This window comes from Corallococcus sp. 4LFB (assembly GCF_046520365.1).
In the GTDB taxonomy this organism is placed as follows: domain Bacteria; phylum Myxococcota; class Myxococcia; order Myxococcales; family Myxococcaceae; genus Corallococcus; species Corallococcus caeni.
The window spans coordinates 1-12,168 of record NZ_JBKGHJ010000254.1 but is presented as its reverse complement, the minus strand read 5'-3'; the positions used below and the strand labels follow the sequence as shown (position 1 = coordinate 12,168).

The 12,168-nt window shown below is 72.2% G+C and carries 12 protein-coding genes and 2 pseudogenes; 7 read left to right on the top strand and 7 right to left on the bottom strand.

All coding sequences use genetic code 11. The features are described from left to right. Window positions 1-42 precede the first annotated feature (42 nt). The 5 genes and pseudogenes from ACLEQD_RS24845 to ACLEQD_RS24825 all read right to left on the bottom strand — a co-directional run bounded on the left by ACLEQD_RS24845 (window position 43) and on the right by ACLEQD_RS24825 (window position 3,701). The gene (locus tag ACLEQD_RS24845) at window positions 43-282 is read right to left on the bottom strand and encodes a response regulator (RefSeq protein WP_410387328.1); all 240 of its coding nucleotides are present in this window, start codon (window positions 280-282) and stop codon (window positions 43-45) included. 139 nt (window positions 283-421) lie between these two features. Continuing rightward, on the bottom strand, window positions 422-595 hold the full coding sequence (locus ACLEQD_RS24840; RefSeq protein WP_410387327.1) for a hypothetical protein: 174 nt from the start codon (window positions 593-595) through the stop codon (window positions 422-424). Between the two features lie 259 nt (window positions 596-854). After that, window positions 855-926 (bottom strand): annotated as a pseudogene (locus ACLEQD_RS24835) (hypothetical protein); the annotation flags it as partial. Between the two features lie 151 nt (window positions 927-1,077). Continuing rightward, a pseudogene (locus ACLEQD_RS24830) lies at window positions 1,078-1,758 on the bottom strand (tetratricopeptide repeat protein); the annotation flags it as partial. Between the two features lie 131 nt (window positions 1,759-1,889). Continuing rightward, window positions 1,890-3,701 (bottom strand): PP2C family protein-serine/threonine phosphatase, encoded by a 1,812-nt coding sequence (locus tag ACLEQD_RS24825; RefSeq protein WP_410387326.1) that lies wholly within the window; start codon window positions 3,699-3,701, stop codon window positions 1,890-1,892. 339 nt (window positions 3,702-4,040) lie between these two features. Here ACLEQD_RS24825 and ACLEQD_RS24820 point away from each other — a divergent pair, with 339 nt between their 5' ends. The 3 genes from ACLEQD_RS24820 to ACLEQD_RS24810 all read left to right on the top strand — a co-directional run bounded on the left by ACLEQD_RS24820 (window position 4,041) and on the right by ACLEQD_RS24810 (window position 6,692). Beyond that, a complete protein-coding gene (locus ACLEQD_RS24820) occupies window positions 4,041-5,048 on the top strand; it encodes a thiamine pyrophosphate-dependent dehydrogenase E1 component subunit alpha (protein ID WP_171417945.1) in 1,008 nt (335 codons plus the stop codon). A 2-nt stretch (window positions 5,049-5,050) separates the two neighbouring features. Continuing rightward, window positions 5,051-6,106, top strand: coding sequence for an alpha-ketoacid dehydrogenase subunit beta (locus ACLEQD_RS24815; protein WP_410387325.1), 1,056 nt, complete (start codon window positions 5,051-5,053; stop codon window positions 6,104-6,106). A gap of 181 nt (window positions 6,107-6,287) precedes the next feature. Next, entirely contained in the window at window positions 6,288-6,692 is a 405-nt protein-coding gene (locus tag ACLEQD_RS24810) for a GNAT family N-acetyltransferase (RefSeq protein WP_410387324.1), read from the top strand. 61 nt (window positions 6,693-6,753) lie between these two features. On the opposite strand, the gene ACLEQD_RS24805 is transcribed toward ACLEQD_RS24810, so the two are convergent. After that, window positions 6,754-7,110 (bottom strand): TIGR02266 family protein, encoded by a 357-nt coding sequence (locus ACLEQD_RS24805; RefSeq protein WP_410387323.1) that lies wholly within the window; start codon window positions 7,108-7,110, stop codon window positions 6,754-6,756. Window positions 7,111-7,237: 127 nt separating this feature from the next. On the opposite strand from ACLEQD_RS24805, the gene ACLEQD_RS24800 reads away from it, so the two are divergent. The 4 genes from ACLEQD_RS24800 to ACLEQD_RS24785 all read left to right on the top strand — a co-directional run bounded on the left by ACLEQD_RS24800 (window position 7,238) and on the right by ACLEQD_RS24785 (window position 10,704). After that, on the top strand, window positions 7,238-8,128 hold the full coding sequence (locus tag ACLEQD_RS24800; RefSeq protein WP_410387322.1) for a hypothetical protein: 891 nt from the start codon (window positions 7,238-7,240) through the stop codon (window positions 8,126-8,128). Between the two features lie 215 nt (window positions 8,129-8,343). Next, window positions 8,344-9,609 carry an SGNH/GDSL hydrolase family protein gene (locus ACLEQD_RS24795; RefSeq protein ID WP_410387321.1) on the top strand — a complete coding sequence of 422 codons (1,266 nt, stop codon included), beginning with the start codon at window positions 8,344-8,346 and terminating at the stop codon, window positions 9,607-9,609. Window positions 9,610-9,707: 98 nt separating this feature from the next. Then, window positions 9,708-10,049, top strand: coding sequence for a DUF2845 domain-containing protein (locus ACLEQD_RS24790; RefSeq protein ID WP_410387320.1), 342 nt, complete (start codon window positions 9,708-9,710; stop codon window positions 10,047-10,049). A gap of 118 nt (window positions 10,050-10,167) precedes the next feature. Continuing rightward, window positions 10,168-10,704 (top strand): hypothetical protein, encoded by a 537-nt coding sequence (locus tag ACLEQD_RS24785; RefSeq protein ID WP_410387318.1) that lies wholly within the window; start codon window positions 10,168-10,170, stop codon window positions 10,702-10,704. A 108-nt stretch (window positions 10,705-10,812) separates the two neighbouring features. On the opposite strand, the gene ACLEQD_RS24780 is transcribed toward ACLEQD_RS24785, so the two are convergent. After that, on the bottom strand, window positions 10,813-12,168 hold a 1,356-nt coding region (locus tag ACLEQD_RS24780), incomplete at its 5' end, for a phosphoenolpyruvate carboxylase (protein WP_410387316.1).

Sequence of the window (12,168 nt, the reverse complement as noted above, 5' to 3'; positions counted from 1 at the left end):
CACGACGCGGCACGCGCAGCTCGTCGAACGCCGTCACCACCATCACCGCCGTGCCGCTCGCATCCGGGCGGCCCGCAGCCACGCGAGCAGCGCGAACCCGTCCACTCGCGGCAGCGCCAGGTCCGTCACCAGCAGCGTGGGGGCGCCGCGCTGGCGCACCAGCTCCTGGGCCTCCGCGCCATCCCGCGCGGTCGTGCCCTCCAGCCCCTCCTGCTGCGCGAGCGCGAGCAACGCCGCGGCACGGTGACGATCCGGTTCGGCGATGAGCGCGTAGCGAGGCATGGCGGTCCGTTCATGCTGCCACGCTTGTCACGCCCGCGTACCCTGGCCCTTTGTCCAGGGGCGCGGCGCCGGGCCATGGGCCGTCCAAGGCGAGGCGCTGGAGGACTTCCACGGGCTCCGCCGCGCCCGGCCAGAACGGTCAGGGCTGGGGCTCACCCGGCGCAGCGTGTGAAGCCTCGCGGCCCGGTCCTGCCTCGGGTGCTCCGTCGGGTGAGGCGACGGCCTCCCGGGGGAAGCGGCCGAACAGGCGCTTGAGCGCGCCGCTCTGCCGCTGCAGGTCCGCGATGCGCGCGACGGCCTCCGTCAGCGTCACTCAGGACTCCCCCCACCACGGCGGGCAAGAGCGGCACGACCCAGCCCGGATCCGCCAGGAGCCAGCCCACGAAGGCCGTGTGCGCGGCGAGCAGCAGCGCCGCCTGGCCCACCACCGCGCCCAGGCTCCGCGCGCGGCGCCTTCGCCACAGCAGCAGGCCCAGCACCAGCGCCGTCTCCACCGTGCCCAGCAGCTCCGCGGGGCCCGTGGACCGCAGCACCCGGCCGGTGCGCAGGTTGTCCATCGCGAAGGCGTGGATCTCCACGCCCGGCACCGCGAGCTGGCCGGGCAGGGTGCTCTGGCCGTGCAGCCCCGTGGCGGTGACGCCCACGAACACGGTCTTCCCCCGCAGCGCCAGGTCGCGCGAGCCGCACGTCACCCAGCAAGAGGTGCGCGGCGGGCGTGGAGCCCAGCCGCATCAGGGCGGTGGCCTGGAGGTCCGCGCGAGGCACGTCCCCCGCGGCGAGGTACAGGCGCGCGAGGCGCTCCTTCGGCTCCGCCACCTGCGGGTACTTCGTCACCAGCCGCTCCAGGAGCGCGCGGGCCTCCGGCACGCGGCCCTCCAGCTCCAGCACGGCGGCGAGGCCAATCTGCGCGGTCGCGGACTCGGCGCGGCCGGCCTGCGCCTTCTCGAACGAGGCGCGCGCGGCGACGGCGTCGCGGCGGATGAGGTGCGCCTTGCCCAGCAGCTCGTGGATCTGGAAGTCGTTGCCCGCGAGCCGCTCCGGGCGCAGCGCCAGGTAGCGCTGCAGCCGCGTCACGGCGCGGTTCCCGTCCTGGACGTAGAGGTAGTAGCTGGCCAGGTAGTAGTGGACGATGAGGTGGTCGGGCTGATCCGCGACGGCCACCTGCTCCAGCACCGGCACGGCCTCCGCGAAGCGGCGCAGCTTGAAGTACGCGGTGCCCAGCGGGTACGCGAGCGACAGCTCCGACGGGTTCTGCGCGAACACCGGCGCAAGGCGCGCCGCCGTGCGCTGGAAGTCCTGGAGCGCGTTGGCGGCGCTGCCCAGGCCCGCGGCGGCCGCGACGGACTGCGGCTCCTGCGAGAGCGCCTGCTCGAAGAGCTGGAGCGCCTTCTTGAACTTCTCCTCCGCCTCCTTCCTGTCGCCCTTGGCGGCGGCGGCGTTGGCGGACACGAGCGACTGCTCTCCCTGTTCCGTCATGCGCTGCGCCTCGGTGGCGGGCGGCGGGCGGAACTGGGCGAGCGCCGTCGGCGGGCCGGCCAGGGTGGCCAGCAGGGCGAGCGCGGTGGAGACGCGGCGCGGGGAGCGGAGGAATGGGCGCATTCGGTTCGTCACGGCGTGGGGGCGGGGCTGAATTCGGCGACGATGACGGTGATGTCGTCGCGCTGGGGCTGGCCGGCGCTATACGCGCGCACGTCCGCGAGGAGCGCGTCGCGAAGGGCGTCGGCGGGGAGGTGGGCGTGGGTCTGGAGCGCGGCGGCCAGGCGCTGCGTGCCGTAGAGGCGGTTGGCGCCGTCGCGCGCCTCGGTGAGGCCGTCCGTGTACCAGACGATGATGTCGCCGGGGCTCAGCCGCGCCTGGCGCGACGTGAACTGCGAGGCGACGTTCGCGCCCAGCAGCGGGCCGCGCGCCGGCAGGGACGCCATCTGCCGCGTGTGGCGGTTGTAGATGGCCGCCGCCGGGTGGGCGCCCGCCGCGTAGTCGATGCTGCCGCTGTACACGTCGATGACCGCGAGCGCGCTGGACATCTGGTGCTCGCCGCGGCCCACGTTGGCCAGCGTCACGTTGAGCGCGGTGATGAGCATCTGCGCGTGCACCTGCGACGGCTCGCGCAGCGTCATCGCGGAGGCGAAGCCGCTGGTGGCGCTGGTGGCGACCAGCGACGTGGACAGGCCGTGGCCCGTCACGTCCCCGATGCCGATGACCACGCGCCGGTCGTCCAGCGCGGCGCGGAACCACCAGTCGCCGCCGCACGCGTCCGCGGGCACCACCAGCCCGGCCAGCCGCAGCGGCCCCACCGTCACGGCCTCGCGGCCCGGCAGGAGCGTCTCCTGCACGGTGCGCGCGAGCGACACCTCGCGCTCCAGCTGCGCCTTGGCGCGCACGTCCTCCAGCAGGACCTTGATGCGCTCGGCCATGTGGTTGAACACCACCCCCAGCGTCGTCACCTCGCGGCCCGCGCCCGGCGCCGTGCCCGCGCGGGCGCCCAGGTCACCGGCCGCCAGCTGCATCACGCGGTGGGTGAGCACGCCCAGCGGCTTGGTGATGCGGCGGCTCTGGAAGGCGGCCAGCACGCCGGCCAGCACCACGAAGCCCACGCCCAATCCCACGATGCGCAGCGTGTTGGCGCGCACCGCGGCGCGGTTGGTCTCCTCCAGCTCGTGCAGCTGCTTCTGCAGGTCCTCCAGCGAGTAGCTGATGACGACCACGCCCTTGCCGCCCTGCGAGCCGTAGTCGAGCGGCTCCTGGAACTCGAAGACGGGCTGGCCCTGGAAGAAGGCGCTGGCCCAGCGGCGCTCCGCGGTGCGGCCCCCGGAGGACTCGCCCAGCTTCGCGGCCGGGTCGCTGTCCGCGACGAGCTGCCCGTCCGCGTCGAACATCTGCACGCGCAGGATGTTGCGGTTGTCCGCGATGATGGAGCGCGCGACCTCCGTGAGGAACGCGTAGTTGTTGTCGCGCAGGCTGGTGGCGGAGGTGAGCGCCAGCGTGTGGCTCACCGTCTGGCCCAGCTCGCGCGCCTGGGACTGGAGCCGCTGCGTGAAGCGGTCCGACGCCGCGGTGAGCTGCGCCTCCGTCGTCTTCGCCGACAGCGCGGCCAGCAGGCCCACGATGACGATGACCAGCGCGCCCGTGGTGAGCAGCAGCAGCTGATCCAGGCGCAGGCCGCGGATGGCCGCCACGTTGGGCAGCTCTCCGGCCTCCATGGGCGCGATGACGGTGCTCGTGGGCTCCGCGGCCGGCAGCCCCAGCGCCCCCGTCAACCGGGTGGACGTGCTCTCCGCGCGCAGGGCGGTGAGGTCCCGGGAGTGCGTCCCCGTGTACTCCGGCGGAGGAGGCGGGGTGCCGGGCCCTGCGTCGCGGGAATCACCGGACGCGTCGGGGGAATCAGGTACGGGATCGAGGCGCGTGTTCGTACGGGACAAAGGCAGACCTGGGGGAGCCCGCGAGCGAACGCGGTCGGGACGGCGCGGACTCTATCTCACTTCCTGATTGACGCGAGGAGTCCACCTGTCGGGATTTCCCCCGGGGCGCCCCTCCTCCGCTCCCCCAGCGGCCGTGCGATCAGCCTCCACCCGGGGTGTTCCCGCCCGCGGGAAGCAGGACGTCATGGGGGGATGGATGAGTTCCGCTCATTGCCGCGTCGCGCCACCCGGGGGCCCAAACGGTGGCGGTGAACACCCGTGACATCAGGGTCCTTGAGTCGGGAGGCCGCGTTCGGAGTATAGGGGCGTCCCTTCCTTTCCCTTCGAGGTCCTCCGCCCGTGTCACGGCCCCGGTTGATCAAAGAAAACTCCGCGCCGCTTTCGCTCGCCCGAGAGCAGCTCATCCGCATCCATGACCTGATGGTGAAGGCGCGCGTCCTGGAGGAGCGCCTGATCCAGATGTACAAGCAGGGCCACGGCTACTTCTGGATTGGCGGCCCCGGTGAGGAGGCGTTCAACGTCCCCCTGGGCATGCTCATGAAGGTGGGCGAGGGCCCGGCCTACGACTACCTCCACGCGCACTACCGCCAGTCCGCGACGCTCCTGGCCATGGGCGAGGAGCCCATCGGGGCGCTGCGGCAGATGAAGAACACGGCCACGGACCCCTACTCCGGCGGCCGCAACTTCGCGGGCCACTTCAGCCGGCGCTCGAAGAACATCGCGCCGGTCACCTCCCCCATCGAGGTGCAGTACGCCATCGCGCCGGGCACGGCCATGGCCCAGAAGCGCCACGGCGGCGACGGCATCACCATCGTCACCGGCGGCGACGCGGGCACGGCCGAGGGCGACTTCGCCAGCTGCCTCATCTGGAGCAGCCGCCCGGCCAACCCGCTGCCCATCCTGATCATCGTCACCAACAACAAGTGGGGCATCTCCACCACTTCGGACGGCCAGCACGGCGAGACGAACATCAGCGACCGCGCGCGCGCCTTCAACATCCAGGCGAAGACCATCAACGGCAATGATCCGGTGGAGTCCTACCAGGAGCTCCAGGCCGCGATGGAGTACGTGCGCAAGGAGCGCAAGCCCTTCTTCATCGAGGCGCGCGTGTCGCGCCTGTACGGGCACTCGTCCGCGTCCGGCGCCAACTTCGTCAACGAGGAGCAGGACTGCCTGCGCCTGTTCGAGGCGCGGCTGGAGCAGGAGGGCGTCCTGGACCGCAAGCAGATGGACGACGTGCGCAACCGCTACACGGAGGAGCTGGCCGCCGCGGCGCGCACCGTGCGTGACGAGCCGCAGCCCTCGGGCGACTCCATCTGGGAACACATCTACGCGGAGAAGAAATAACCATGGCGAACATGGCACAGGCCATCCGCATGGCCCTGCACTACGCGGAAGAGAACCTGGGCGTCACCGACATCTTCGGCGAGGACGTGGGCGCCCCGCTGGGCGGCGTCTTCACCTGCACGCAGGGCCTGAAGACGGCGTGGAACAGCCCCCTGGACGAGCGCGGCATCATCGGCACGGCCATGGGCCTGGCGATGGCGGGCAACCGCCCCGTCGCGGAGATCCAGTTCTGCGACTACGTCTACAACACCATCGACCTGCTCAAGCTCGCGGGCAACACGCACTGGGCGACGAACGGTGACTGGGCCATGCCCATGGTGGTGCGCACGCCCGTGGGCAGCGGCATCCGCGGGTCGCTGTACCACTCGCATTCCTTCGACGCGACGATGACGCACATCCCGGGCTGGAAGATCGTCATGCCCTCCACGCCGCTGGACGCGTACGGCCTGCTCATCTCCGCCTGCCAGGACCCCAACCCCGTCATGTTCCTGGAGCCCAAGGCGCTCTTGCGCGTGAAGGGCGAGGAGCGCATCCCGGGCGAGCCCGAGGACGACCGCGCGCTGTCGAAGATGATCGACGCGCCGCTGGGGGACCGCTCGCAGTGGAAGCCCCAGTGGCCCACGCTGGAGGCGTTCGCCGTCCCCATTGGCAAGGCCAAGGTGGTGCGCGAGGGCACCCAGGCCACCGTCATCAGCTACGGCCGCACGATGCCCCTGTGCATCAAGGCCGCGGCGCAGCTGGCGGAGGAGGGCCTGAGCGTGGAGGTCATCGACCTGCGCTCGCTCTGGCCGTACGACTGGGAGCTCATCAAGGCCTCCGTCCAGAAGACGGGCCGCGTGCTCTACGTCAACGAGGACACCGAGGTGACGAACTTCGGCGAGCACCTGGTCCGGCGCACCGTGGAGGAGCTGTTCTACTCGCTGCTCGCGCCTCCCCGCCTGGTCGCCGGCAAGTTCATCCCGGGCATCGGCCTGGCGGACGCGCTGGAGATGGCGTCGGTGCCGCAGCAGAACGACATCACCACCGCCCTGCGCAACCTCTGCCGCGAGCAGCCTTAAGGCCGCCCTCATTCCACCGAGCGCGGAAAGTCACACGGGCCGCCGTTCCTCTTTGGAGGCCGGCGGCCCAGTCGTTAGAATCCCAACTTCCGTGTCCCAGCCCATCGTCCGCACCATGACCCCAGCCCCAGACGCCAACGCCTTCCGTATCCGCCGCGCGCGCCGTGGCGACGCAGAGGTCATGGCCCAGCTGCTGCGCGAGCTGGGCTACCCCCAGGGCACCGACCAGCAGACGGTGCACTGGGTCATCAGCCATCCGGAGATTGAAATCTTCGTCGCGGGAGATCCGCAGGACCGCGCGGTGGGCATGGTGTCCTTCTCCCACCGGCCGCAGCTGCGGCTGCGCGGGCGCGTGGCCACCGTGGACGAGCTCGTCGTGTCCGAGGGCTGGCGCCGCCGGGGCGTGGGCCGCGCGCTGCTCGCGCAGGTGGCCCAGCGCGGCAAGGTGCTGAGCGTGAAGCAGCTCCAGCTCATCGCCCCCATCAACGTCACCGACGAGACGCGCGCCTTCTACCGCGCGTGCGGCTACGTGGAGGGTGACTCCGGGGTGTTCCGCCACGCGGAGTACGAGCTGCCCCAGAAGTAGCGGTGGGGGCGGCCGCGAGGGCCCGGCGCTCACGCCCGGGCCGCTTCGCGGTTGAAGCGGTTCAGCGCTTGAAGCTCGCGATGACGCGGCGCAGGCGCTCGTGGTCCTCTTCGCTCACGTCGATGAAGCGCACGCCGATGGCCTCCGCCTCGTCGCGCACCCAGGCGACGATGCCGGTGAGGTGGAACTCCTCGCCGTCCACCACCATGGCCAGCCGCACCTGCGAGCCCACGTCGTAGGACTTGCGCGTGCGCAGACACAGCCCACCAGAGGACAGATTCAGCGAGTAGGCCCGCAGCGCCCGCGCCGCGTCCTCCGCCTGCTCGAAGCGCACCTCGAACCGCGCCGCCACGCGCTCCTCGGCGCGGCGGTTCATGTACGGGTCTGGCTCCACCGGCCCATCCAACTTCGTGTTCATGCGCACCCTGACCCCCTCGGTCCTCGGACCGGAAGTGTCGGCTGGTTTCCAGGCCCGGTTCAAGGGCCCCCGGACGACGGAACGCCTCGTGTAAGTCCCAGGCTACTTCGACGCCAGGAGTTTCCGGATGCGTGCACGTCTCGTGTTGTTGGGTGGAGCCCTGCTGCTGGGGCTGTCGGTGGCGGGCTGCGACGACGAACCCACTGTCCGGCCGCCAACGGATGCGGGCACCACCCTGGATTCCGGGACGGACGCCGGTGATTCCGGGGTTGTCGATGCCGGTGACGGCGGGGGCGGCGGAAGCTCCGACTTCGCCTGCAACGTGGGGAAGCAGGAGGGCTGCGCCGCGGGCCAGGGCTGTCTGTACACGGACCTCGCGGATGGCGGCACGGGCAGCCAGTGCTTCTCGGGCGCGTGCGACGTGGTCCGCCAGGACTGTCCGTCCGGGCAGCGGTGCACCTACGTGGGGCTGGACGGCGGGGGCACGCAGCGCCAGTGCGTCGCGGCGGGCACCGCCCTGGAGGGCGCGGCGTGCACGCTGGCCGAGTCGCCTCCGGGACAGACGTACGACACGTGCGCGGCGGGCCTCTACTGCAAGGACGAGGCGCAGGACGACGGCGGCACCGGGTTCTTCTGCCGCAAGCTGTGCCACGCGACGTCCGACTGCGGCTCCGGCGAGTGCAACACCGTGCTGCGCCTGGCCGGCACGCGGGAGCTGCCGCTGGTGTGCGGCCCGGCCTCCGCGTCGTGCGATGCGTTCGCGCAGGACTGCGAGAGCCCGCTGGGCTGCTACCCGGCCGCCAACGGCCCGGTGTGCGCGGGCCAGGGTTCGCGGGGCGAAGGCGCCGCGTGCGACTTCAGCAACCAGTGTTCACGGGGAAGCACCTGCGTGATGGCCGACGGCAGCGGCACGTGCCGGACGCTGTGCCGCACGCCCGCCGGTTCTCCGGGGTGCGCGGACGGCGTGGCCTGCCGGCCCATCAACAACAACGGCGACGTGGGGGCCTGCGTCCCGTAGGCAAGGGATTGCCCACCGAAGGAAGCGGCCGGCCCGGGGTGGCGCGCGCGCGGGTCCCCCAGGGCCCCGGCCCGCCACCTCCTGGGCCGGGCCCTGCGCCGTCCGTTCCCGGCGCGGGGATGTTCACGGCCTCCCGGGATTGGCGCGCGCCATGAATCCCCGGGTCGCCGCGAAGGCACATCGTGCACATTGTCTTGCGCCGGGAGGTCGTGGGCATGGGTCTGACAAAGGCGCTGCGCTGGGGGTGTTTCGGGGTCCTGGGCCTGCTGGCGGGGTGTGGAGGCATGGACGACGGCCGCGCCCCGGAGGAGGCCTCCGGCCCGGGCCACACGGACGCCCAGGTCACCGCGCCGGCGGATGCCGTGGAGGCCGCGCCCGCGCTGACGCTGCGTGACGGGCACCAGGTGCAGGCCACGCCGCCCGTGGCGCCCCTCCCCTCCCAGTTCCAGCCCGGCTTCCACCAGGCGCTGCGCCTCTCCGGCGGCGTGGGCAGCATCACCACCTACCGGCTGAAGGTGCCGGTGGGGCGCGCGGGCAGCCGGGTGCGCGTCACCTTCCGCTCGGGGGATGGCGGCATGACGCTGCAGCGGGCCACGGTGGCGAAGGCGGGCGCCAACGGCGCGCTGGCGTCCGCGCCGGTGACGCTCACGTTCAACGGCAACGCCGGCTTCACGGCGAACGCCCGCACGCTGGTGACGTCGGATCCGGTCGCCTTCCCGGTGGGGTTCCGCGACGAGCTGGCCCTCTCCTTCGAGGTGAAGGGAGAGGTGGCCCAGAGCATGATCGACGCGTTCCCGGACAGCTGGATGAGGACCGGCGCCTTCGCGACCACGCAGGGGGCGCTGGGCGGCCAGCGGTGGGAGCGCTCCCTGGCGGTGGCCACGGTGGACGTGGAGGGCGCGCCGGGCCGCGCGTTCGTGGCCATTGGCGACAGCATCACCGAGGGCTACATGGACACGTTCAACGACACGCGCAATGCGTGGCCGGCCCTGGTGGAGAAGCAGTTGGGCGTGCCGGTGGTGAACTCGGGCGTGTCCGGACAGGGCTTCTGGGACGCGAACCTCCAGCTGCCGCAGGAGGTGCTCGCGCTCCAGGGCGTCACGGACTGCATCTTGCTCCTGGGCACCAATGACCTGGGCGCCGCCGACATGACGGTGGAGAAGCTGGAGCAGCGGATGACCCAGATTCTGGATCAGCTCCAGCCCATGTGCCGGCTGTGGGTGAGCACGCTGCTGCCCAAGGAGAAGACGAACGAGGGCAGCTACGACGCGGTGAAGGTCCAGCGCCGCGCGTTCAATGAATGGGTCCGCAAGCTGACGCGCGCGGAGGTCATCGACCTGGAAGCGGTGATGCGCCAGCCGGGCAATGCGGACCTCTTCATCGATGGCCTGGAGGTGGACGGCATCCATCCCTCCGCGGAGGGCCACCGCGTCATGGCGGCCGAGGTGGCGCGCGTCCTCCAGGAGAAGGGCGGCCTGTAGCCCCTGCCCGGCTGGAAAGCGTGCGAGGGGTTTGAATAGGCGGGGGCGCCCTGCGTCCCTGCGGTGTTCCCGTCTTCCCTCTTCTCCGGAGCTCCCCCGTGCGTGCCCACCCCGCCGCCCTCGTCATCGCCTGCCTCGCCCTGCCCTCCCTCGCGTCCGCGTCCGCGCTGCGCTGCGACAACAAGATCGTCTCCGAGGGCGCCTCCAAGACGGACGCGCTGGCCAAGTGCGGCGAGCCGGTTTCGCGGGAGAGCCGCACGGAGTACGTGACCCGGAAGGTCAAGGCCAAGACGCCCTCCGAGGAGGACTCCACGGAGGTGACCTCCTCCACCACCGTGGAGGAGTGGACCTACAACTTCGGGCCCCACCGGCTCCTCCAGGTGGCCATCTTCCGCGACGGCCGCCTCGTGGACGTGCGCAGCGGCTCCTACGGCTACTGACGGACTCCGGAAGGCCGTCGGCGGGCCTCCGTCATGCGGGGGCGCGGCGGACTCCAGCAGGCCGTGCTTCTGGAGCAGCGCGGCCAGCGCGGGGGGCGCGAGCATCCAGTCCTCGCGCGTGGGCACCCAGCGCACGGGGGCCCCGGCGGCGGCGAGCCGCGCGTTCACCTCCGCGATCATCGGCGCGAAGGTGGGCTGGGGCACGTCCCAGCTCCCCACGCCCGCCTGGACCTCCACGGCGCCGGGCTCCACGCGCACCGCGGGCTGGCCCTGCACCGGCTGGATGGCGAAGCCCGGCAGGTACGGCTGCATGGCGGCGGAGAGCCGCTCCAGCAGCGTCGGGTCCTCGAAGGGGTGGGCGCCCTCCAGGTCGAAGAAGGTGGGCAGCTGCGCCTGGAGCTCGTCGCGCAGCGGGTCCTCCTTGCTGTCGCGCCAGGCGTGCTCGGCCAGGACGCGGGCCTCGTGGGGGATGCGGATCTCCCAGCGCTCCAGGAGCGCGAGCAGCTCCGCCACGCGCTCCACCTCCGCCCACGGCGGCTCCACGCGCGTGAGCCAGGCCACCTCCGCCACCGTCTGCCCCCGGCGAAGGCCCGTCACCCGGTCCCCCTTGCGCAGCTGGAAGGGCGGCGCCTGGGTGAACTCCGGATCCGGATAGAGGGCGGTGTGCAGCAACCCCGTCCCCGCTTCCGGGCGCACGCGCGCGAAGCCGTGCCTGGGGTTGATCTCCTCCACGACGAACGTCTCCTGGGCCATGGTCTCTTCTCTAACCGGTGTTCCGCATGCCCGCAGCGATGCCGTTGAGCGCCAGCAGGAGCGGCCGGTCGCACTCCGCGTCCCCGTCGCGCTTGCGCTTGAGCAGCTCCACCTGGAGGAAGGACATGGGGTCCACGTAGGGGTTTCTCAGCGCGATGCTCCGCTGCAGCTGCGGGTTGTTGTCCAGGAGCTTCGCCTCCCCGGTGAGCGACTTCACCGCGCGGCGCGTGCGTGAGTGCTCCTGCTGGATGCGCAGCCACAGGGGCCGCGTGGACGCGGGGGCCAGCTTCGCGTACCGCGCCGCGATGGCCATGTCCGTCTTGGCCAGCACCATGGTCACGTTGTCGATGACCGTGTGGAAGAAGGGCCACTCCTTGTACATGCGCTGCAAGAGCGCCGCGCCCTCCGGCGTGGCCGCGTACGCCTCCAGCGCGCTGCCCACGCCGTACCAGGCCGGGAGGATGGCGCGCGTCTGCGTCCAGGCGAAGCTCCAGGGGATGGCGCGCAGCGTGTCCAGCCCGCCCGCCTTGCGCTTGCTGGGGCGCGAGCCGATGGGCAGCGCGGCGATCTCCTCCACCGGCGTGCCCGTCATGAAGAACTCCACGAAGCGCGGGTCCTCCCAGACGAGCCCGCGGTACGCCTTGCGCCCCTCCTCCGCCAGCACGTCGAAGGCGGCGCGGAAGGCGGACTCGTCCTCCGGGGACGGGCGCGGCTGCGCGTCCAGCGTGTGCAGGAGCACGCCGCCCACCACCAGCTCCAGCGTGCGCTGGGTGAGCTCCGGGCGCGCGTACTTGTGGTCCATCGCCTCGCCCTGTTCGGTGGCCTTGTAGGCCCCGGCCACCGTGCCCGGCGGCAGCGCGAGGATGGCCGTCTGGGCGGGGCCGCCGCCGCGCGCCACCGTCTCCCCCCGGCCGTGGAACAGGCGCAGGGGCACGTCGTGCTCGTCCGCCACGTGGGTGAGCGCCACCTGGGCGCGGTACAGCGCGGCGGCCGCGGCCAGCAGCCCCACCTCCTTGCCGGAGTCGCTGTAGCCCACCATCACCTCCTGCACGCCCCGGCCCTTCAGGTGCTGGCGGTACTCCGGGTGCGCGAAGAGCTGGCGCAGCACCTCCGGCCCGCCGTCCAGCGCGCCCAGCTGCTCGAAGAGGGGCGCCACGTCCACGGTGGCGCACTGCCGCGCCGGGTCCCAGAGGCCCGCGTGCTTCAGGCACCGGAAGGCCGCCAGCACGTCGTCCGCCGTGGAGGCCATGGAGAGGATGAGCGTGCGGCAGACGGACTCGCCGCCCTCGTCCTGGCCCTCGCGCAGCCGGGCCAGCACCTCCAGGAGCCGCTTGCCGCCCTCGGTGGGGGCCGGCCCGCCGTCGAA